Here is a 20374-nt window from a genome sequence, read left to right as displayed (position 1 = left end):
GAAAAGGCTCTGACCCCAATTCGGGCAGATCCACGCCATGTGTGGATGCGAGGGTCAGAGCCCTTTTCTGCGGAAAGGGATCCGACCCTGTGGGCTCAGGCGCCGAAGCGCTCGTCGTCCATCGCCATCAGCGGGGCGGCGCCGGCCTGGATGGCGGCGGCGTGGCTGAGGGTGCGCGGCAGCACGCGGGCGAAGTAGAACCGCGCGGTCTCGCGCTTGCCCTGGGCGAAGGCGGCGCCGTGCGCGCTGGCATCGGCGGCGGCCACGCTGCGGGCCCACCAGTAGGCCAGCACCACATAACCCGAATAGAACAGGTAGTCGTAGCTGGCCGCGCCCAGTTCGTCCGGGTTGGCGGCCGCGCGCTGCAGCACGTCCAGGGTCAGCTTGCCCCATTCGGCCGCCTTGGCGCGCAGCGGGCCGATGAACTCGGCCAGCGCTTTGTTGCCCTCGTGTTCCTTGGCGAAGGCTTCGATCTCGGCCAGCATCAGCTTCAGGCCGGCGCCCTGGCTGGACGCGGTCTTGCGGCCGATCAGGTCCAGTGCCTGGATGCCGGTGGTGCCTTCATACAGCGTGGTGATGCGGGCGTCGCGCGCCAGCTGCTCCATGCCGTGCTCGCGGATGTAGCCGTGGCCACCGAAGCACTGCAGGGCGTTGTAGGTGTTCTCGATACCCCACTCGGTCTGGCAGGCCTTGGAGATCGGGGTGAGGAAGCTCACCAGGGTGTCGGCGCGCTCGCGCTCGGCGGCGTCCTCGGCGTGGTGGGCGACATCGATCAGGGTGGCGGCGTGCAGGGCCAGCAGGCGGCTGCCCTCGACCAGTGACTTCACCGTCAGCAGCATGCGGCGCACATCCGGGTGGACCAGGATCGGGTCGGCCGGCTTGTCCGGGAACTTGGCGCCGCTGAGGGCGCGCGACTGCAGGCGCTCACGGCTGTACTTCAGCGCGTTCTGGTAGGCGCGTTCGGACAGGCCGATGCCCTGCAGGCCGACGCCCAAGCGTGCGGTGTTCATCATGGTGAACATTGCCTGCAGGCCCTTGTGCGGCTGGCCCACCAGGTAGCCCTGCGCACCATCGAAGTTCATCACGCAGGTGACCGAGCCCTTGATGCCCATCTTGTGCTCGATCGAACCGCAGCGCAGCGCGTTGCGCTCGCCGACGTTGCCGTCGCGGTCGACCTTGAACTTGGGAGTGACGAACAGCGAGATGCCCTTGGCGCCCGGAGGGGCGTCGGGCAGCTTGGCCAGCACCAGGTGCACGATGTTGCCGGTCAGGTCGTGCTCGCCGGCGGTGATGAAGATCTTGGTGCCGGTGATCGAATAGCTGCCGTCGGCGTTCGGCTCGGCCTTGGTCTTGAGCAGGCCCAGGTCGGTGCCGCAGTGCGGCTCGGTCAGGCACATGGTGCCGGTCCAGCGGCCCTCGATCAGCGGCTTGAGGAAGGCCTCGTGCTGCCAGGCCTCGCCGTGCTGCTTCAGCGCTTCGATGGCGCCGTGCGAGAGCAGCGGGAAGTTGCCCCACGCCAGGTTGGCGGCGTTGATCATTTCGTTGAGCGGCACGCCCAGGGTGTGCGGCAGGCCCTGGCCACCCAGTTCCGGCGAGGCGGTCAGGCCGGTCCAGCCACCATCGACGAACTGGTCGTAGGCCTGCTTGAAGCCGGGCGGGGTGGTCACTTCACCGGTGGCCTGGTCGAGCACGCAGCCGATCTCATCGCCAACGCTGTTGAGCGGGGCCAGCACGGTGGCGCTGAAACGGCCAGCTTCTTCCAGCACGGCATCGACCACGTCGGCGGTGGCGTCGGTGAAGCCCAGGCGGGCGAACAGGGATTCGACCTTGAGCACGTCGTGCAGGGCGAAACGGAGGTCGGAAAGCGGGGCGGTGTAGCTGCTCATCGGTACGTCTCGATTTGATCAGGGCAGGGGAGAGCGGCACCAGGCGCCGCGACGGAAGGTGGGAATCAGCGCAGCACGCCCGGCAGGCCCGGGGCCTGGTTGAGGGTGCTGCGGCTGCTGATATCGAAGCTGCGCTGCTTCTTTTCCTGCGGCGTGGCCGCGACTGTTCCCTTCAGGCCATAGGCCAGGGTGCGGTTGCCGGCCAGTGCATCGGCCACCACCAGGCGTGCGGCCGAACTGGGTACCAGGTCGACGTTGATGACGTCGGCCGAGGTGCCGCCGATGGAAATGCCCGGCTTGGCCTGCAGGGTGCCGGCGTCGCTGTCGCCAACGGTCAGCGCCAGCGAGACATCGTCGAAGGTCATCGGCATCGAGCTGAAGTTCTGCAGGCGCAGGGCCACGGTCCAGTTGCCGTCGGCGCGCACGGTCAGCTGCTGGAGGCTGGCCGCCGGTTCCGAAACACGCTTGACGATGCCGTTGCCACAGGCGGCAAGGGCGAGGGTGCTCAGGACGATCAAGGCGATACGGAAACGGTGGAGCATGGGCGCAGGTCCTCTGGAGGCGGTGCGTTGGAATAAGCATACTACGGCGTATGGTCGTTTGGATCGCCTGTGGCGACCCGTCGCAGAGGGTAGCGCGTGAAGATGGCGGCCGGGCGTGCGCGGCGCCGGATCGGGCGCGTGCTGCGCGCGGATCGCGTTGCGGTTCAATCGGCGGGGGTATCGCGCAGTGGCGCCATCACCCGCAGCGGACCGAGGTCGTAGCCCATCGCTTCAGCCTTGTCCTTGAGCTGCTCGAATCGGGCGCGATCCATTTCCGGCAGGCGCGAGAGAATCCACAGGTATTTCCGGTCCGGTTCACCAACCAGCGCCCACTGGTAGTCCGGGTCCAGCGCCAGCACCCAGTAGTCCGCCCAGACCAGTGGCACCCAGCTCAGCCAGTCCGGAACGAAGCGCACCTGCAGCTGGCCTGGATGGCCGGCTACCAGGCGTGCCACGCCTTCAGCGACCACGCGTTCGCCGTCGGCGCTGCGGCAGGCGTTGGTGACACTGATGCGACCATCGCGGCGCAGCCCGTAGTTGGCGGTGATCTCGCCGACGCATTGCTTCTGGAACGACACCGGCAGGTGAGCGATCTCGTGCCATTGGCCTGCGTAGCGATCGATGTCCAGACTGTCGACCGCCCGCAATGGCTCGGCGGCGATCACCGGGGCGGCGGCCAGCAGCAGGCAGGCGAGCAGGGTGGGGCGCAGTTGCATCGGCAGGCTCCGGCAGGAATCTGCAGCGTAGGTGCCGCGCCGGGTAGCGGTGTAAATGTTTCGTCAACCGGCCGCAGGCAAAAAAAAAAGACCTGCATTTCTGCAGGTCTCTGAAGATGGTGGCCGAAGACGGAATCGAACCGCCGACACGGGGATTTTCAATCCCCTGCTCTACCAACTGAGCTACTCGGCCAAATTGTGTGGCGACCGCGGTGAATGCGGTTTCCGGAAAAAAAAGACCCGCATTTCTGCAGGCCTTCGAAAGTGGTGGCCGAAGACGGAATCGAACCGCCGACACGGGGATTTTCAATCCCCTGCTCTACCAACTGAGCTACTCGGCCACATGTTTCGTAGCAGCGAGGTCGCTGCCAAGGAGGCGTATATTACGGAGGTCGGCAGTCTTCGGCAAGCGTTTTGCCAAGAATTCTTCACATTGCCGTCTGCGCGCCTGCAAGTACTTGATCCGCCGTCGCGGTGCAGGGCGGGAAGGGCCTGGAATCGATCCGGACGCCCCGGCGCGATCCTGATCATCCCCTGTGGCGGAAATCAGCAGGCCGCGGTGATCGGCAATGCCGCAACGGCAAGGCCTGTGTCGGTGCCGCGTCTGGGCGGGCGATGGAACGCTGTTTTCGTGGCCGTTTCCGGCGATCGTTGCGGCGTAGTGTCGGTATTCCTTTCCTGATGCTGGCAACAGCAGAGCCGGTCACCATGTCCGATTCCCTCGTTACCTCCCGCATCGTGCTGGCCTCGCGCCCGCAGGGCGCGCCCACGGCAGCCAACTTCCGCCTTGAACAGGCGACACTGCCGGCCTTGGCGAAGGGTGAGGTGCTGCTGCGCAACCGCTACCTGTCGCTGGACCCGTACATGCGTGGACGCATGGACGAGGGCCCCTCGTATGCCGCACCGGTGGCCATCGATGCGGTGATGGAAGGCCAGACCGTGGCCGAGGTGCTGCAGTCCAACGCCGAGGGAGTGGCCGCAGGTGAGCTGGTACTGGCGCCAGGCGGATGGCAGACCCATGCGGTACTGCCGGGCAAGGCACTGGGGCGTCGCCTCGATCCGGCCGGGCTGCCACTGAGCACGGCGCTGGGCGTGTATGGCATGCCCGGATTCACTGCGTATTCCAGCCTGCATGAGATCGCCCGCCTGAAGCCGGGCGAGACGCTGGTGGTCGCGGCCGCGACCGGTCCGGTGGGCGCAACGGTTGCGCAGCTGGCGAAACTGCAAGGCGCGCGCGTGGTCGCCATCGCCGGTGGTGAAGCCAAGCGTGCCTACCTGCAGACGCTGGGCGTGGACGTGGCGCTGGATCATCGTGCGGCCGACTTTGCCGAACAGCTGCGCGCGGCGGTGCCCGCGGGCATCGACGTGTATTTCGAGAACGTGGGCGGGCACGTGCTGGATGCGGTGCTGCCGCTGCTCAACGACTTCGCCCGCATTCCGGTGTGCGGCACCATCGCCACCTACAACGAACGCGGCGTTGAACAGCCCGGGCCGGACCGGTTGCCAGCGCTGTTCAGCCAGATCCTGCGCCAGCGCCTGACCGTGCGCGGTTTCATCGTGCACGACTTCAACCATCTGTGGCCGGACTTCGAGCGCGAGATGCCGCAGTGGCTGCGTGAGGGCCGCATCCAGTACCGCGAGGATGTGGTGGAAGGGCTGGAGAATGCGCCGGAGGCGTTCTTCGGGGCGCTGAAGGGGCAGAACTTCGGCAAGCTGGTGGTGAAGCTGGATTGAGTGTTCGCCGGGCATGGCCCGGCGCTACCTCCGGGCGTGCCGACGAAGGTCGGCACCCACTTCAGGCAGTCGAGGCCTTTTCCCGGCGCAGCAGTTCGCGCTTGCGCGCCACGCCCCAGGCGTAGCCGGACAGGTCGCCGTCGCGGCGTACGACGCGGTGGCAAGGGACGGCCACCGCCAGTGGATTGCTGGCGCAGGCGCGAGCCACCGCACGGCTTGATCGCGGGGCGCCGATGCGCGTGGCGATGTCGGCATACGAGGCGGTCTGGCCACGTGGGATCTGCTGCAACGCCTGCCACACGCGCTGCTGGAAGGCGGTGCCGCGGATATCCAGCGGCAACGTGGCGCCCCGTGTCGGGTCCTCGACCAGACCTACCACCTGTGCCACCAGTTGTTCATAACCGCTGTCGGCACCGACCAGCTTGGCCTGGCGGAAGCGGTGCTGCAGCGATTGCAGCAGCGCTTCCGGATCGTCGCCGAGCAGGATCGCGACCACGCCGGTGGCACTGCTGGCCACCAGCACGCTGCCCAGTGAACTTTCGGCAAGCGCGAAGTGGATGACTTCGCCACGACCACCTGCGCGCCATTGCTTGGGAGTCATGCCCAGCAACTTCGGTGCGTTCTCGTAGAAGCGTCCGCTGGAGCCGAAGCCGGCATCGTGGAAGGCGTCGGTGATGCGTTCCTGCTGTTGCAGCCCGGTGCGCAGGCGGTCGGCGCGCAGTGCCGCAGCGTACTGCTTCGGCGTCAGCCCGGTTGCCTCCTTGAACAGGCGATGCAGGCGGGTCGGGCTGCAGCCTGCGATGTCGGCCAGTTCCTGCAGCGAGGGTTCGTCGAGGCTGGCCTGAAGGTGGCGGCAGACCCGTTCGACGCGGGCGTCGGTGGTGGGGGAGGCGGTGCTGTCCATGGGCGGATTCTGGCATGTGCCGCAGCCACGAAAACTCCGTTTCCTGCACTTGCCAGCGAGGCCCGGAAACGGAGTGTTGGCAGTCCAGAGGCAGGGCATCGTTGCGGCTACTTCACAACGGATGCCACGACCATGCGCTTGAACAACAAGATCGCACTCATCACCGGAGCCAGCGCCGGCATCGGCCGCGCCAGCGCGCTGCGCTTTGCTGCCGAAGGGGCAAAGCTGGTGCTGAATGCACGGCGGCCGGAGCCGCTGCAGGCGCTGGCCGAGCAGATTCGCGCCGCCGGTGGCGACGCCGTGGTGCATGCCGCCGACGTCGCCGACCCGGGCACGGCGCAGGCGCTGGTCGATCTGGCCCAGCAGTCATTCGGCGGCCTGGACATCGCCATCAACAATGCCGGCATGCTTGGCCCGGGCGTGCCGGCGGCGGAGTTCCCCGTGGACGCCTGGCGCGAGGTGATGGCGACCAATCTGGATGCCGCCTTCCATGCTGCACGCGCGCAGTTGCCGGCACTGCTGGCGCGCGGCGGCGGCTCGCTGGTGTTCGTTGGCACGTTCGTCGGCCACACCGTGGGCTTCCCGGGCATGGCGGCCTATGCGTCGAGCAAGGCAGGGTTGATCGGCCTGAGCCAGGTGATCGCTGCCGAGTATGGCGCGCGCGGCGTACGCAGCAACGTGTTGTTGCCTGGTGGCACCGATACCGAGATGGGGCGGCAGGCCGCTCCCACCGGCGACGCCCGCGACTTCGTGCGCTCGCTGCACGCACTGAAGCGCATGGCCGAGCCGGAGGAGATCGCCAACGCGGCGTTGTTCCTGGCCAGCGATGAAAGCAGTTTCGTTACCGGTACCGCGATGCGCGTGGAGGGTGGGGTGTCGATCACGCGCACCTGAGTGGGGTTACGAGCGTGGTAAGTAGCGGAGGCCGCTGCTGGCCATGAAGCCCTTCGGATCGAAACGGGCCCAGGCTTCTCCCCAGTCGAACCGGGCGTGGCCACCCGCCAGCTTGCGACCCAGCGCCGCGCCCAGCGTACGCTTCATGAACGCTACTTCGGCATCGATCGCCGCCTGGGTCGGCCAGCCGTTTTCCAGTGCTGCACCGGGCAGATCGACACCCATCGTCACCATGTCGAGCTGTTGCCCATGGAAGCACAGGCTGATCCCAGCGGGTGCACCGGCCAGGCCTAGCCGGTGCAGGCTGAGCCAGTGATAGCCGGTGCCGACATCGCGCTCGCCATGCATCAGCGTGGCGAAGGCGATGCGCGCCTCATCCAGCGAGAGGGTGGGGCCGATCAGCGTCGGCAGGTTGCCGAGACGGATGCTGCCGTCGGTCGCATCGAAGAGCATCGGCAGTGCTTGCGAGGCGTGCAGGACAGAAAGGGGCATGGCGCACCGCAGAAACGGGTGTATCGGATTCTGGAGGCGTGGGGACAGTACCGGCAAGCCGAGGCTGCACGCCCTGTTCGCGCCAGGCTGACCGGCAGATCACTCTGCAGCGTCTAGCGTGATGGCAGGTTGGATCTTCGCCGATGAGGGAGATGTCGATGAGTGAGCGCGACAACAGCCAGGGCGACCCGAAGCAGGGCGTTCAGGAAAGCCGTCAGGACCGGAAGCAGGATGACGTGGCAAAGCGCCGGCCGGCGCAGCGTGATGAACAGGTGCGTGATGCGCATTCGCGTAGTCCGCGGCGCAAGGACGGCGGCGAGGAGCCGGCCTGAGCCGCGGGCGCTGGGAAGAAAAAACCCGCAGATCACGGGGATCTACGGGTTCTTCTGAATAGTGGTGGAGCCAAGGAGGATCGAACTCCTGACCTCGTCATTGCGAACGACGCGCTCTCCCAGCTGAGCTATGGCCCCACGGCAGGGTTTCAGTGTAGCGCTGCCTGCCGGGCTTGCCAAGCGCCGGGCCGGGACGGTGGTCGCGCCGCGTCGGCTACCGCCCCTGACCGGTTCAGGACAGGGCCCGGCGCAGCAGCGCGCCGGCACGACGTGCTGCCACGTCGGTGCTGGCACTGACCGCGTGCAGGTGGATGCAGGCGTGAATCATCCCGGGCAAGCGCTCGAGCGTGCAGTCGACACCTGCCGCCTGCAGCCGCCGTGCGTACTGTTCGGCCTCATCCCGCAGCGGGTCGTGCTCGCAGCTGAGCACGGAGGCCGGCGCCAGCCCATGCAGATCCGTTGCATGGGCCGGCGAGGCCTGTGCCAGCGGCGGGTGCAGTTCGCCAAGATAGGCCTGCCAGCAGCGCTGCATCAGTTCGGCACTGAGGTAGAAGCCACTGGCGTACTCGCGGTAGGAATCGCTGCCCATCCCTGCATCGAGTGCCGGGTACAGCAGCAACTGGTGGCGCGGTTGCGGCAGGCCAAGATCGAGCAGCTGCAGGCAGCACGCGGCGGCCAGATTGCCACCGGCGCTGTCGCCGCCGATCGCCAATCGCTGCGGGTCCACCCCGAGGAGCTCGGCGTTGTCCTGCAGCCACGACCAGGCATCGGCAAGGTCGTGCAGCGGCACCGGGAACGGGTGTTCCGGCGCCAGCCGGTAGCCCACGGCGACAATCACGCAGCCGCTGGCATTGGCCAGCGCGCGGCAGGGGCCGTCATAGACCGCCAGCGAACACTGGAACCATCCGCCGCCATGCGCGAACAACAACGCCGGTGCCGGTCCATCGGGCAGCCCTTCCGGTGTGTAAAGGCGCACTTCCAACGCGTGGCCGTCGCGTGCGATCACCGCATGCTCGATCACATGCGCAACCGGCTCCGGCGCGCCCTGCAGCTGAGGCAGCGCGCTCTCGCTGATCGCACGCAGCTCGCGCAGGTCGTCCGGCAGTGGATGGGCCGCAACGGCATCGACGAACTGCTGCAGCGCGGGTTCAAGCTGCATGGCGCGCCTCCTGCAGGAACGGCAGCAGCTGCGCCAGGAACGCCTGCGGCGCTTCTTCCATGATGAAGTGGCCGCAGCCCGGCACGATGCTGCCTCGCACGTTGTCGGCATGCGGTTGCAGGGTCAGCATCGGCGCATCGGCGGTGGCGTGCTCGGCGCCGATGGCCAGCACCGGCATCGCCAGCCGGCGCTGAGCACGTTCCTTGTTCTGGCGGATGGTTTCCGGAATCGCGCGGTACCAGGCGAAGCCGGCCCGCAGTGCACCGGGGCGGCTGTAGGCGGCGATGTAGGTATCGGCAGCCACCGCGTCGCGGCGATATGACCAGCGGTCGAACATGAATTCCAGGTAGGCGCGCTCGCGACCGCTGATGAGTGCCTCGGGCAGGTCGGCCACCTGGTTGAACATGAAATGCCAGAGGAAGATGTTGTCGGCCGGTGCGGCGAAGATGCCCGGTTCCGGCGCCAGGCCGGGAATCACCGCTTCGGTGACCGCCAGTTGGCGCACCGCCTGCGGCTGGTCGCTGGCCAGTGCATAGGCAATCCACATGCCGATGTCATGCCCGACCACCTGGTAGCGCTCGTGGCCCAGTGCCTGCATGGTCTGGTGCAGGACGGCGGCGGCGCTGCCGGTGTCGTAACCGTGGCTGGGGCGATCGGATTCGCCGATGCCCGGCGGGTCCACGGCAATCGCTTCGAAGCCGGCGTCGGCCAGGGCGTGCAGCACATGGCGCCAGGCATACCAGGTCTGCGGCCAGCCGGGAATCAGCAGCACCGGTTCGCCGTGGCCGGCGGAGACGCAATGCACGCGCTGGCCATCGATGCGCAGGTAGTGGTGGTGCAGGGTGTCGTCGCCGGCAGCGCCAGCGGGAAGGGAAGTCGTCATGGGGGAGTGCTCCGTGGGGGCTCAGGCGATGCCGAGCATGTGCTGCATCTGCGCGGTGCTGATCGGTGCACCGGCGAAGTCGTCGAAGATCTTGTCGGTGACCGGAATGATGTGGTCGCGGATGAATGCAGCGCCTTCGCGTGCACCGGCTTCCTGGTCCTTCAGGCAGCACTCCCACTCCAGCGTCGCCCACCCCTGGTAGTCGTACTGGGCCAGCTTGGAGAAGATCGACTTGAAGTCGACCTGGCCATCGCCCAGCGAGCGGAAGCGACCGGCCCGTTCGGTCCAGTCGGCGTAGCCACCATAGATGCCCTGGCGGCCGCTGGGACGGAACTCCGCATCCTTGACATGGAACATGCGGATCAGCGGGTGATAGATGTCCAGGTACTCCAGGTAGTCCAGCTGCTGCAGCACGAAGTGGCTGGGATCGAACAGGATGCGGCAGCGCTGGTGCTGGCCGACGCGTTCGAAGAAGCGCTCGAAGCTGGTGCCGTCATGCAGGTCTTCGCTGGGATGGATCTCGTAACAGAGGTTGATGCCGTTGTCCTCGCAGGTATCGAGGATCGGCCGCCAGCGGCGCGCCAGTTCGTCGAAGGCGGCATCGATCAGGCCCGGCGGGCGCTGCGGGAACGGGAACAGGTAGGGCCAGGCGAAGGAGCCGGAGAAGGTGCCCATGTCCTGCAGGCCCAGCCGACGGGAGGCACGGGCGGCCAGGTGCAGTTGCTGCTGCGCCCATTCGCTGCGCGCCTTCGGGTTGCCGCGCAGTGCTTCCGGCGCGAAGCCATCGCAGAGTTCATCGTAGGCCGGATGCACGGCCACCAGCTGGCCAAGGATGTGGGTGGTGAGCTCGCTGACCTGCAGGCCGTGCTCGGCCAGGGTGCCGCGGATGTCGTCGCAGTAGTCCTGGCTGTCGGCGGCGGTGGCCAGGTCGAACAGGCGTGCATCCCAGGCCGGGATCTGCAGTGCCTTGAAACCGTGGCCAGCGGCCCACTCGGCAATGCTGGCAAGTGAGTTGAACGGTGCCTGGTCGCCGGCGAACTGCGCCAGGTGCAGGCTGGGGCCCTTGAGGGTCTGCATGTGTTGCTCCAATTGTTTGTCGGTCGACAAAGAATAGGCGCGACTCTCGCGATGGTCAACACCCGCGTTACACTGCGCGCCTCACTGGAGCAGGCAGGCAGATGGCAGGGCGACCGCGCGAATTCGACAGGGACCAGGCGTTGCGCAAGGCGATGCTGCTGTTCTGGCAGCACGGCTACGAAGGCACGTCGATGTCGGCACTGGTCGAAACGCTGGGCATTGCTTCTGCACGCATCTACGCCGCGTTCGGCAGCAAGGAGCAGTTGTTCCGCGAAGCCGTGGCGCTGTACGAAGAGGGCGAGGGTGGTTTCGCGCCGCGCGCGCTGGAGCAGGCCACGCTGCGTGAGGCGATCGGGTCCATGCTGCGCGAGGCGGTGCTGACCTACACCCGTCGTGGGCGTCCGCATGGTTGCCTGGTGGTATCTTCGGCCAGCAGCGTGTCGCCCGATGGCGAAGGCGTGCGGGACTGGTTGGCCAGCCATCGTCGCCAGCGCACGGCGGCGATCATCGCGCGGCTGCAGCAGGCGCAGGCCGAGGGTGAGCTGGCCGACGGCGCGGCGGTGCAGGCGCTGGGCGACCACTTCGCCACGGTGCTGCATGGCATCTCGGTGCAGGCGCGTGACGGCATCAGCCGCGAGCGCCTGCTGGCGATGGTCGATGTCGCGTTGACCCCGCTGCCCTGAGATCCGGGGTCAGATCCGTTTTTCCTTGGGAAACGGATCTGACCCCAGGCGGTGCTGGCTGACTGTGCCGAAATCGCTTGTTTCGCCGGGTTTGGGTGCTTCGCAACGAAATCGTAACAATTTGGGGGATAATGGCCGCTTGCGCAGTTTTCCTCCTTTTTGCCGCCCGGCCCGCGCAGGCCGCACGGACGCCTCCTCAGAGCATTGCATGCCCTCCCATACCGATTCCCGCCGCCTGTCGGGTCTGTCGTCTTCCCTTGTTTCCTTCCGCCGCCACCCGCTGGCACTGGCCTGTGCCGGTCTGGCCCTGGTCGGCAGCTTCGGTGCCGCCGCGCAGGACAGTGCGCCGACCCCTACCGGCCTGGACACGATCACCGTGACCGCCGAACACCGCGAGCAGAACCTGCAGGAAGTGCCGGTCTCGGTCGGTGTGGTGCAGGGCGAGCGCATGCGCGACTTCACCGCCGGCGGCGACGACACCCTGCTGGCGCTGTCCGGCCGCGTGCCGAGCCTGTATGCGGAAACCACCACCGGCCGCATCTTCCCGCGCTTCTACATCCGCGGCCTGGGCAACATCGACTTCTACCTGGGTGCCTCGCAGCCGGTCTCGATCATCCAGGACGACGTGGTGCTGGAGCACGTGGTGCTGAAGTCCAACCCGGTCTATGACGTGGACCAGGTGGAAGTGCTGCGCGGCCCGCAGGGCTCGCTGTTCGGTCGCAACACCACCGCCGGCATCGTCAAGTTCGACACCCTGAAGCCGACCCAGGACTACACCGGCCGCGTCAGCGCCAGCTATGCGACCTACAACAGCGTGTCGATCGACGGCGGCTTCGGCGGCCCGATCAACGATGTGGCCTCGTTCCGCGTGTCGGCCCTGTACCAGCACCGCGACGACTACGTCGACAACACCTACAAGGGCCCGAGCGCCGATGGCACGGTCAGCCCGAAGAAGAACGCCATGGGCGGCTTCGATGACCGCAACGTGCGTGCGCAGCTGCTGCTGACCCCGAGCGACCAGTTCTCGATCCTGGCCTCGGCCCACGCCCGCGATTATGAAGGCACCTCGACCCTGTTCCTGCGCAGTGCGCTGACCAAGGGCTCGAACAAGACCGACGTGCCGCGCGACAAGGTCGCCTACGACGAAGCCGACAACAACCCGCAGGCGTACAAGACCTACGGCGGCTCGGTGAAGGCACGCTACGACTTCGGTGCGATCGACTTCACCTCGATCACCGCTTACGAGACCACCTCCGGTTACAGCCGTGGCGACACCGACGGTGGCGCAGCGGCGAACTTCCCGGTGAACGGCGTGCCGAACGGCTACGGCCAGTCGATGGGCCGCATCCGCGACCTGGACCAGTGGACCCAGGAATTCCGCCTGGCCAGCCATGACGACAGTGCGCTGCAGTGGCAGGCCGGTGCGTTCTACTTCAACGGCAGCGACACCACCGACTTCTACCAGCGCGCGTGGTTCCTGCAGGGCGCGGCACGTAACCCGAACAACTGGGTGCGCCTGCGCAACAAGAACACCTCGTGGGCCGGTTTCGGCCAGATCAGCTACGCCTTCACCGACAAGTTCACCGTCACCGCTGGCCTGCGCCAGACCAAGGACGAGAAGCACACCCGCCTGCTGAAGACCGCTGACACCGCCGCCGGCGTGGTGACCTACAAGGGCCGCACCGACGTCAAGATGTCCGACACCACCCCGAGCTGGGATCTGAGCGCGATGTATCAGATCACGCCGGACGTGAGCGTCTACGCGAAGGTCGCCCGCGGCTTCCGCGGCCCGACCATCCAGGGCCGTTCGGCAGTGTTCAATGCCGACTTCACTACCGCCGATTCCGAGACCATCCTGTCCTGGGAAGCGGGCGTGAAGAGCAGCCTGTGGGACAACCGCCTGCGCCTGAACGCCACCGCGTTCACCTACACCGTCAACGACATCCAGCTCAACGGCAACGATTCGGACGGCAACGGCGTGCTGTTCAACGCCGACAAGGCCAAGGCCTACGGCTTCGAAGCGGACATGGAACTGCGCCCGATCCCGAACCTGACCCTGAGTGCCGGCCTGAGCCTGCTGCACAGCGAGATCAAGGACAAGCGCGTGTACGCGCAGGTCTGCGGCCTCAACGGCCAGGTGGTCTGCACGGTGAATGACCCGACCATCAAGGTCGGCGCCAACACCTTCGCGCAGATCGACGGCAACCCGCTGCCGAACGCGCCGAAGTACAACGTGAACCTGGCCGCCCGTTACGACTTCCCGGTCAGCGACGCCGGCACCATGTTCGTCTCCACCGACTGGAACAAGCAGGGTTACACCAGCTTCGTGCTGTACGACAGCAAGGAGTTCAACTCCAAGGGTGACTTCGAAGGCGGCCTGAAGATCGGCTACTCGGGCAACTACGGTGCCTACGAAGTGGCGCTGTTCGCGCGCAACATCACCAACGAGAAGAACCTCAAGGGCGTGATCGAGAATTACATGGCCGCGGTCTACAACGAACCGCGCACCGTGGGTGTCTCGCTGAACATGAACTGGTAAGGCTCTGGCGCGGTGGTGGGTTCTCCCGTCATCGCACCGCTGGAATGCAAAGGGCGGCCCGGAGTTCCGGGCCGCCCTTTTCGTTGTTTCAGACTGCGGTAAGGTCGCTGTCCTGGCTGCGCTGGCCGAAGGTCAGGGCCCAGGTGGCGCTGTCCACCTGCTGGCGGTCCTGCGCCTGCTGTTTGCGCGCGCGGCTGGCGCCGAACCAGCGGCCTTCGCCGTTGATCAGCGGCGCCATGCGCACCACATCCACGTACTCCCTATCGATCTCGCTGGCGCGCTGCAGCCAGGTCAGGGCCAGGAAGGCGTTGGCCGGCACGCCGTTGCCGAAGTGGTAGATGTCGGCCAGGTAGCCGGCGGCCCACAGCTTGTCGTTGTCCTCACCGCGCCACCACAGCGGAATCAGGGCGCGTTCGACCGCTTCGCGCTTGTGCGCGTCGTTCTGGCCATCGAGGGCCAGGCAGGCCAGGTTGCGGCAGGTCGGGCCCCACACGCGTTCACCGGCGTCGGCTTCGCGCAGGCAGCGCAGGTACAGTTCGCGCGCACGCGCTTCGTTGTCAGCGCCACCGGCGGCAACCAGGCGCACGCCAAGGTTGTACGTGGCGATCAGGTCGCCGCCTTCGACGGCACGCTCCTGCCAGTACAGGGCCTTCTGGGCATCAACGAAGTCCGGCTGGTCGCGGCCGCCCAGCCGGCCCTTGTACAGGTCGCACAGCGCGGCCATCGCACCGGCGTCGCCGTCGTCGGCCATGCGCTGCAACAACGACAGGCCTGCGTCCTGCGAGACATCGCAGAACAGGTTGGACGCAAAGGTGACCGTGGACGTCTTCTGCTGCGCGGCCAGTTTCAGGGCGCGCTGCAGCAAGGGCTGCGCACGTGCCGGATCGGCTGCCTGGCCGAGCAGCCCATGCTCGATGGCGGTGGCGGCCCAGAGCAGGCCGAGCGCGGAATCACCTTCGCGGGCGGCGTAGTCCACCACCTGCGCGAACAGCGTTTCGGCCCCTTCAACATGAGCGAACCAGGTGCAGGCCTCCAGGCTGCTGAAACCACCGTGCAGGACCATGTCACGATCCAGTGCCCAGGCCTCCTGCAGGTCCTCAAGCGCGGACTGCATGCATCCGGCATCCCATTGCACCTGGTCTTCGATCTCCTCGATGCGCCCGAGATGAAAGCGGAGTGCGGCACGCTGGGTCAGGACTTCAGCGCGCACGCAGCCCTCCAGGTGCCAGTCCAGGATCTGCGCATACGCACGCTCGTGCACGGCCACCGCTTCGGCATCGCCGCGGCGCGGCAGCTCGCCCATCCAGTCCTGTTCCTTGCACCAGCGCAATGCGTTGCGCTGTGCCAGATCCAGGCCGCGGCACCAGCTGCCTTCGATGAAATCCTCCATCGCCTCGTGGCTGCCGCCCCAGCGCGGGTACAGGTAGTAGAGGGTGTCTTCCAGCGTCCCCAGGTCGTCCGGACGCTGTTCCAGCACCAGGCGCATCCAGTACGCGAGAGGGGCATCGAAATCGTCCTCGCTGCGATCGCGCAACAGCGGCGGCAGGCATTCCGGCAGGTGCTGCAGGGGCGCACCGAAGCGCGACAGCAACTGCAATGCCTGCGGCCACGCCTGCGGATAGTGCTCGGCCAGGGCGGCTTCATCGGACTCCGGCGATTGCCCTGCCTGGAGCGCGCGCAACCAGTTTGGTTCGCGCAGGTAGCTGGTGATGCGCTTGATGCCATCCAGCGCCAGCGCCGGTCGCTGCGACAGCGCGATCGCCTGCAGATAGGCATGCACGGCGTGGTCGCGCGCCTGCTGTGCGGCCAGCCACTGGCTGTCTTCCACCAGTGCGGCCACGTCGGCGCTGCGCAGGGCGCCAGCGGCCGATTCCCAGCAGGCACCCAGGCGCAGGCGTGCGTAATAGCTGTGCGGATCGGCGGCAACCCACCGTTGCGCCTGCTGCAGGCGCTCATCCAGGGGCAGCGCTGTGTCCTGCAGGTTGCGCAGGCGCCAGCGGATGCCGGGCAGTGGCCGAGCGCCGTTCAGCCAGGCCTGTTCGTGTGGTGCCAGCAGTGCATCCAGCGCTGCGTAGTCCTGTTCCTGCAGTGCGCTGCGCGCCTGCGCGCGCCAGGCCAGGTCGTCCATGGAAAGACCGCCTTTCGCAAGTCCATTTGTCATCTGATGCAATCCAACAATAGCGGGGACGCTATTGGACAGGTCCACGCGCGCGCCGGCAAGCGTGGCAGATGCTCATGTCTGCGGTGCCGGCGCCGGTTTGCCCGGCGCCGGTTGATCTCAGTGCGCGGGCAACAGTGCCTGCAGCCGCGACTCCAGTTCCTGCTGGCGCCAGCCGGCCAGTGCGGCCGGCCACTGGCGACGTTCCAGATAGCTTTCCAGATGCTTGCGCGAGGCGAGAATGCCATCCGGCAGCCCCAGCTCACGGCTGCGCTCGGCCACCGCATCCTGCAGCTTCTTCAGGGCCTGCTTGTTGCTGTCGTTGGCCGGCAGCGCCAGCGGCGCGTCGGCTTCATCGGCCAGCGGCGTGGACAGCGCCTGCCAGACAGCGCCGGCCAGCTTGCGCGGTGCCTTCGGGAACTGCTCGAACAGCTTGCCCAGCGCAGCCTCGTCGGCCGGTGGCGTGCGCGCGAGGGTGGCGGCCAGTTCGTTGTCCAGGATCCAGCTTCGCGGGCGGTCGCTGTTGCGTGCCTGCACGTCGCGCCAGCGCAGCAGGCGCAGCAGGCGGTGCTGGGCGGCAGCATCAAGGAACTGTGCCGAGCGCATCGCCAGGTGCGGCCAGCGGTCTTCATCGTTGGCGACGCTGGCCAGCAGCCGCTCGCCATCGTCGTGCAGCCACTGCTGGCGGCCGAGCGCCTGCAGCCTGGCATTGATGGCGTCGTGCAGTGCGAACAGATGCTCGACGTCATCGGCGGCGTACTGCAGCTGCGACTCGGACAGCGGGCGGCGCATCCAGTCCGAGCGGGTCTCGCCCTTGGCCAGCGCCACGCCAGTGATCTCCGCCACCAGCTTCTGGTAGCCCATGCCGCCGCCGATGCCGGCCAGCGAGGCACCGATCTGGGTGTCGAACAGCGGTCGCGGCAGGACGCCGCAGGCCCACTTGAAGGCAACCAGGTCTTCGCTGGCGCTGTGCATCACCTTGGTGATGGATTCATCGGCCAGCCACGGCGCCAGCGCCTCGGTCATGCCGGGAATCAGCGGGTCGATCAGCAGGATGTCCTGCCCAACGGCCATCTGCACCAGCGCCAGCTGCGGCCAGAACGTGCGTTCACGGATGAATTCGGTGTCCAGGCCGATGCGGGTCGGGCGCTGCTGGAAGTACGCATCCAGCTCGGCGGGGGTGGTGATCCAGGTTGCCACGGGTCAGGGCCTACTACTCGGGTTTGCTCAGGCAGGGGAGAATAGCCTAACGTCGGTCCGCGTCCGTGCCGAAGGAGGCTCTGCTTGCGTTTTCCGTTGTCGCCCGTGCTGTGCACCGCCCTGGCCGTGGCCCTGGCCGGCTGCACGCCGTCGCCGTCCGCGCCGGCGGACAGGGCCGCCAGCGGAGAGGCGCCCGGGGCCGAGGGGGCCGACACCGGCACCGATGCCAGTCCGCAGGCCGGGCAGGGCAGCGTGACCATCGCCGGTGAAGATGCCGCCGAGGACGTACAGCAGTGGACGCCGCCACGGGTGGACCGCCAGGGCCGCAGCCTGGCCCAGTTGCGTCGCGGCGCCGAGCAGGCGTTCGCCGAAGGGCGGCTCTATGAAGATGCGGACGCTGCCATTCCGCTGTGGCTGGCGGTGCAGGAAGAAGACCCGGATGATCGCCAGGCCCGGCTGGGCCTGCAGCGTGCCCGGCAGCGACTGCAGCAGCTGGCCGATGCCCTGCTGGTGCGGCCGCTGAAGCAGCGCGAGGCACTGGCCGAGGCCAGCCGCCAGGCACTGGTGCTGCTGACCCTGGCGCCGAAGGATGAGAAGGTGCGTGCGCTGCAGGCGCGGGTGGAGCTGGCGCAGCGCGTGGTGGCCTACAACCGTGCCGGCGAGGAGGACCTGCGCTCGGATCGGATCGGCGAGGATGGCGACGGTGCCATCGGCAATTTCCGTGAGGCGCTGGCGCTGGATGAAGACAACAGCCGCGCACGGCAGGGCTTGGCAGCAGCCGAGAGCGGCTTGATCCGCCGTGCCGAAGACGCCGCGCGGGCGCGCGATTTCGCCAGCGCGGGTACCTGGCTGGCCGAAGCCAGCAAAGTGCGCGATTCGTCGCCGACGATTGCCGACGCGTTCGAGCGCATCGAGCAGATCCGCGCCGCCACGCTGCTGCAGCTGCGTGATGACGGCCTGCGCGACCTCGCTACGCCGCAGGGCCTGAAACCGGCTCGCGAGAAACTGGCCGAAGCGCTGCGCATCGCCCTGCCGGGTGACGCCGTGGTGGGGCAGTTGCGCGAGCGCATCGACCTGGCTACCCATTACGGCAGCTTCCGGCCAGGACAGGTGTTCAGCGACGCCATGCGCGATGGCGGGCGCGGGCCGCAGATGGTGGTGGTGCCTCACGGTGGTTTCCAGATGGGCGCGGGCGATGCCGAGCCGGGCTCGAGTGATGCCGAGCGTCCGTCGCACTACGTGCGCTTCGATCGTGGCTTTGCAATGGCGATCACCGAGATCACCGTCAGCGATTTCGAGCGCTACGTGAAAGCATCCAATGCGCGTCCACGCGCGACCCGGCGCGGCCATTCGGTGGTCTACGACGAACGCAGCGGCAATTTCATCCGCCGCAGTGGCGTGGACTGGCGCTCGGACTATGACGGCGGCCGCGCGCTGGGCAACTCGCCGGTGATGCACGTCAGTGTGCGTGATGCCGAGAACTATGCGGCGTGGCTGTCCGAGCAGACCGGCCGCAGCTACCGGCTGCCCAGCGAAGCCGAGTTCGAGTACGCGCTGCGCGCTGGCAGCAGTGGCCGCTATCCGTGGGGCGATGCAGGCGTGCCGCCGCCAGGCAGCGGCAACTTTACCGGCAGCAAGGACGTTTCGCCTTCGGGCCGGCACTGGCACAACGCGTTCATCGGGTATGGCGATGGCTGGTGGGGACCGGCGCCGGTGGCCAGCTTCCAGGCCAATGCATTCGGCCTGCACGACATGGGCGGCAACCTCAGTGAATGGGTGGCCGACTGCTGGCATGCCAGCTACCGCCGCGCACCGTCCGATGGCGTCGCCTGGTTCAACCCGGGCTGCCGGTCGCGCGTGATCCGCGGTGGCAACTGGGCCAATGCCCCCGAGCAGACCCGTGCGGCCTGGCGGCAGTCCCAGGATTCGGATACCACCAACGCCCGCATCGGCTTCCGCCTGGTACGCGGCATCTGAGCGGCACCCGGCTTCACCCGCTGCGGGCAGTGGCGCACTAAGATTGCGCCGTGCCCGCCGGCCGGCGGGGCCAGCAGGAAGTCCCCCGATGCGCAACGATCCCTTCTCCCGCTCGTCGCAAGGTCCGCAGCGGCGTGGCCTGTTCGGCAACATCCGCTGGTGGGTGCTGCTGCTTGCCGCCGGCTATGCGCTGTTCTACTGGTTCTCCAACCGCACGGTCGATCCGTACACCGGCGAGAAGGTGATGATCGACAGCAGCCTGGACGCGCGCCAGGAAACCGCGCTGGGACTGCAGGCCTACCAGCAGATCCTGTCGCAGGAACGGCCGATGGACCCCAATGCACCGATCGCGCGCGATGTGCGCGACATCGCCCAGCGGCTGATCGCCAAGGTGGACGTGGTGGAGACCGCGCTGGCGCAGGAGCATGGCGTGCAGCCAGCGCATTTCGCGCGGGATTTCCAGTGGGAAGTGAACGTGATCCCGTCCGAGCAGGCCAATGCGTTCTGCCTGCCGGGTGGCAAGATGGCGGTCTACACCGGGCTGGTGCCGGTAGCGCGCACCCGCGATGCGATGGCGGTGGTGATGGGTCATGAGATCGCCCACGCGCTGCTGCGCCATGGTGCACAGCGCATGGCACAGCAGAAGCTGACCCAGATCGGGCAGGTGGCCGGCGCCGCCAGTGGCATGGATGCGCAGCAGCAACAGATGATGATGTCGGCGATGGGCTATGGATATCTGCTGCCCTATGCGCGCAGCCACGAGACGCAGGCGGACGAAGTGGGGCTGATGCTGGCCGCAGCGGCCTGCTTCGATCCCCGCGAGGCGGTGCCGCTGTGGCAGCGCATGGGCCAGGCCAGTGGCGGCCAGGCGCCGCCGGAGTTCGCCTCCACCCACCCGAACCCGGGCACCCGCATCCAGAACCTGCAGGCGCTGATGCCGAAGGCGCTCGAGTACCGGCAGAAGTTCTGCGAGCAGGCAAAGTAGGGGGGTGTTCGGCAGGGCTTGCAGCCCTGCACCTGCCGAAGCCAGAGCAACAGCAACAGCAACAGCAACAGCAACAGCAACAGCAACAGCAACAGCAACAGCGTGCATTCCGTGGGATGGCGGGGTGGGTCCGGTTGCGGGAGACGCCGTAAACCCGTCCATGGGGGCTTGGCCGCGGCATCCATGCCGCGGACACTCCCGCAACCGGACCCA

17 protein-coding genes and 3 tRNA genes are annotated in these 20374 nt (G+C 67.4%); 7 read left to right on the top strand and 13 right to left on the bottom strand.

Annotated elements, in window-relative coordinates; all coding sequences use genetic code 11:
• Window positions 1-95 precede the first annotated feature (95 nt).
• From V3B41_RS12750 to V3B41_RS12730, 5 genes are all read right to left on the bottom strand, one after another.
• Entirely contained in the window at window positions 96-1886 is a 1791-nt protein-coding gene (locus V3B41_RS12750; protein WP_197632664.1) for an acyl-CoA dehydrogenase C-terminal domain-containing protein, read from the bottom strand.
• A gap of 65 nt (window positions 1887-1951) precedes the next feature.
• Window positions 1952-2428, bottom strand: coding sequence for an LEA type 2 family protein (locus V3B41_RS12745; protein ID WP_049430351.1), 477 nt, complete (start codon window positions 2426-2428; stop codon window positions 1952-1954).
• Window positions 2429-2592: 164 nt separating this feature from the next.
• Complete coding sequence (locus V3B41_RS12740; RefSeq protein ID WP_049430349.1) at window positions 2593-3144, bottom strand: lipocalin family protein; 552 nt, start codon at window positions 3142-3144, stop codon at window positions 2593-2595.
• A 117-nt stretch (window positions 3145-3261) separates the two neighbouring features.
• Window positions 3262-3337: transfer RNA gene (locus V3B41_RS12735), tRNA-Phe, on the bottom strand.
• 72 nt (window positions 3338-3409) lie between these two features.
• A tRNA-Phe gene (locus V3B41_RS12730) sits at window positions 3410-3485 on the bottom strand.
• A gap of 367 nt (window positions 3486-3852) precedes the next feature.
• On the opposite strand from V3B41_RS12730, the gene V3B41_RS12725 reads away from it, so the two are divergent.
• Window positions 3853-4878: an NADP-dependent oxidoreductase gene (locus V3B41_RS12725; RefSeq protein ID WP_329861311.1), complete on the top strand. Its 1026-nt coding sequence runs from the start codon at window positions 3853-3855 to the stop codon at window positions 4876-4878.
• Window positions 4879-4939: 61 nt separating this feature from the next.
• Here V3B41_RS12725 and V3B41_RS12720 read toward each other — a convergent pair whose 3' ends face one another.
• Entirely contained in the window at window positions 4940-5782 is an 843-nt protein-coding gene (locus V3B41_RS12720) for a methylated-DNA--[protein]-cysteine S-methyltransferase (protein ID WP_049429319.1), read from the bottom strand.
• Window positions 5783-5914: 132 nt separating this feature from the next.
• Here V3B41_RS12720 and V3B41_RS12715 point away from each other — a divergent pair, with 132 nt between their 5' ends.
• Window positions 5915-6676 (top strand): SDR family oxidoreductase, encoded by a 762-nt coding sequence (locus tag V3B41_RS12715; RefSeq protein ID WP_329861308.1) that lies wholly within the window; start codon window positions 5915-5917, stop codon window positions 6674-6676.
• Between the two features lie 6 nt (window positions 6677-6682).
• On the opposite strand, the gene V3B41_RS12710 is transcribed toward V3B41_RS12715, so the two are convergent.
• The gene (locus tag V3B41_RS12710) at window positions 6683-7168 is read right to left on the bottom strand and encodes a hypothetical protein (RefSeq protein ID WP_049429321.1); all 486 of its coding nucleotides are present in this window, start codon (window positions 7166-7168) and stop codon (window positions 6683-6685) included.
• A gap of 158 nt (window positions 7169-7326) precedes the next feature.
• Here V3B41_RS12710 and V3B41_RS12705 point away from each other — a divergent pair, with 158 nt between their 5' ends.
• Window positions 7327-7500 (top strand): hypothetical protein, encoded by a 174-nt coding sequence (locus V3B41_RS12705; protein WP_180848969.1) that lies wholly within the window; start codon window positions 7327-7329, stop codon window positions 7498-7500.
• A gap of 62 nt (window positions 7501-7562) precedes the next feature.
• Here the strand turns inward: V3B41_RS12705 and V3B41_RS12700 are convergent.
• From V3B41_RS12700 to V3B41_RS12685, 4 genes are all read right to left on the bottom strand, one after another.
• Window positions 7563-7638 (bottom strand) — tRNA-Ala (locus tag V3B41_RS12700).
• Window positions 7639-7732: 94 nt separating this feature from the next.
• Window positions 7733-8659 (bottom strand): alpha/beta hydrolase, encoded by a 927-nt coding sequence (locus V3B41_RS12695; RefSeq protein WP_329861306.1) that lies wholly within the window; start codon window positions 8657-8659, stop codon window positions 7733-7735.
• Window positions 8649-9542: an alpha/beta hydrolase gene (locus tag V3B41_RS12690; RefSeq protein ID WP_049429324.1), complete on the bottom strand. Its 894-nt coding sequence runs from the start codon at window positions 9540-9542 to the stop codon at window positions 8649-8651. Before V3B41_RS12690 ends, V3B41_RS12695 begins: the two co-directional genes overlap by 11 nt.
• A 21-nt stretch (window positions 9543-9563) precedes the next feature.
• Entirely contained in the window at window positions 9564-10619 is a 1056-nt protein-coding gene (locus tag V3B41_RS12685) for a sugar phosphate isomerase/epimerase family protein (protein WP_049429325.1), read from the bottom strand.
• Between the two features lie 101 nt (window positions 10620-10720).
• Here V3B41_RS12685 and V3B41_RS12680 point away from each other — a divergent pair, with 101 nt between their 5' ends.
• Both V3B41_RS12680 and V3B41_RS12675 read left to right on the top strand, forming a co-directional pair.
• Complete coding sequence (locus V3B41_RS12680; RefSeq protein WP_049429326.1) at window positions 10721-11302, top strand: TetR/AcrR family transcriptional regulator; 582 nt, start codon at window positions 10721-10723, stop codon at window positions 11300-11302.
• A gap of 208 nt (window positions 11303-11510) precedes the next feature.
• On the top strand, window positions 11511-13841 hold the full coding sequence (locus V3B41_RS12675) for a TonB-dependent receptor (RefSeq protein ID WP_329861303.1): 2331 nt from the start codon (window positions 11511-11513) through the stop codon (window positions 13839-13841).
• 88 nt (window positions 13842-13929) lie between these two features.
• Here the strand turns inward: V3B41_RS12675 and V3B41_RS12670 are convergent, their stop codons facing one another.
• Both V3B41_RS12670 and rnd read right to left on the bottom strand, forming a co-directional pair.
• On the bottom strand, window positions 13930-15969 hold the full coding sequence (locus tag V3B41_RS12670; protein ID WP_329861301.1) for a DUF4034 domain-containing protein: 2040 nt from the start codon (window positions 15967-15969) through the stop codon (window positions 13930-13932).
• 150 nt (window positions 15970-16119) lie between these two features.
• Window positions 16120-17199, bottom strand: a complete 1080-nt coding sequence (gene rnd / locus V3B41_RS12665) for a ribonuclease D (RefSeq protein ID WP_049429329.1) — start codon at window positions 17197-17199, stop codon at window positions 16120-16122.
• Between the two features lie 84 nt (window positions 17200-17283).
• Here rnd and V3B41_RS12660 point away from each other — a divergent pair, with 84 nt between their 5' ends.
• Window positions 17284-19176 carry a formylglycine-generating enzyme family protein gene (locus V3B41_RS12660; protein ID WP_049429330.1) on the top strand — a complete coding sequence of 631 codons (1893 nt, stop codon included), beginning with the start codon at window positions 17284-17286 and terminating at the stop codon, window positions 19174-19176.
• A gap of 88 nt (window positions 19177-19264) precedes the next feature.
• Window positions 19265-20161: a M48 family metallopeptidase gene (locus tag V3B41_RS12655; RefSeq protein ID WP_100443791.1), complete on the top strand. Its 897-nt coding sequence runs from the start codon at window positions 19265-19267 to the stop codon at window positions 20159-20161.
• Window positions 20162-20374: the final 213 nt, after the last annotated feature.

It is taken from the genome of Stenotrophomonas sp. SMYL89 (assembly GCF_036319985.1).
Classification (GTDB): domain Bacteria; phylum Pseudomonadota; class Gammaproteobacteria; order Xanthomonadales; family Xanthomonadaceae; genus Stenotrophomonas; species Stenotrophomonas maltophilia_Q.
This window is presented reverse-complemented; position numbering and strand designations above follow the sequence as displayed.

Bases quoted from the DNA above. Each gene is read 5' to 3' on its own strand.
- V3B41_RS12750 (WP_197632664.1), bottom strand. From the start codon at position 1,886: ATGAGCAGCTACACCGCCCCGCTTTCCGACCTCCGTTTCGCCCTGCAC.
- V3B41_RS12745 (WP_049430351.1), bottom strand. From the start codon at position 2,428: ATGCTCCACCGTTTCCGTATCGCCTTGATCGTCCTGAGCACCCTCGCC.
- V3B41_RS12740 (WP_049430349.1), bottom strand. From the start codon at position 3,144: ATGCAACTGCGCCCCACCCTGCTCGCCTGCCTGCTGCTGGCCGCCGCC.
- V3B41_RS12725 (WP_329861311.1), top strand. From the start codon at position 3,853: ATGTCCGATTCCCTCGTTACCTCCCGCATCGTGCTGGCCTCGCGCCCG.
- V3B41_RS12720 (WP_049429319.1), bottom strand. From the start codon at position 5,782: ATGGACAGCACCGCCTCCCCCACCACCGACGCCCGCGTCGAACGGGTC.
- V3B41_RS12715 (WP_329861308.1), top strand. From the start codon at position 5,915: ATGCGCTTGAACAACAAGATCGCACTCATCACCGGAGCCAGCGCCGGC.
- V3B41_RS12710 (WP_049429321.1), bottom strand. From the start codon at position 7,168: ATGCCCCTTTCTGTCCTGCACGCCTCGCAAGCACTGCCGATGCTCTTC.
- V3B41_RS12705 (WP_180848969.1), top strand. From the start codon at position 7,327: ATGAGTGAGCGCGACAACAGCCAGGGCGACCCGAAGCAGGGCGTTCAG.
- V3B41_RS12695 (WP_329861306.1), bottom strand. From the start codon at position 8,659: ATGCAGCTTGAACCCGCGCTGCAGCAGTTCGTCGATGCCGTTGCGGCC.
- V3B41_RS12690 (WP_049429324.1), bottom strand. From the start codon at position 9,542: ATGACGACTTCCCTTCCCGCTGGCGCTGCCGGCGACGACACCCTGCAC.
- V3B41_RS12685 (WP_049429325.1), bottom strand. From the start codon at position 10,619: ATGCAGACCCTCAAGGGCCCCAGCCTGCACCTGGCGCAGTTCGCCGGC.
- V3B41_RS12680 (WP_049429326.1), top strand. From the start codon at position 10,721: ATGGCAGGGCGACCGCGCGAATTCGACAGGGACCAGGCGTTGCGCAAG.
- V3B41_RS12675 (WP_329861303.1), top strand. From the start codon at position 11,511: ATGCCCTCCCATACCGATTCCCGCCGCCTGTCGGGTCTGTCGTCTTCC.
- V3B41_RS12670 (WP_329861301.1), bottom strand. From the start codon at position 15,969: ATGGACGACCTGGCCTGGCGCGCGCAGGCGCGCAGCGCACTGCAGGAA.
- V3B41_RS12655 (WP_100443791.1), top strand. From the start codon at position 19,265: ATGCGCAACGATCCCTTCTCCCGCTCGTCGCAAGGTCCGCAGCGGCGT.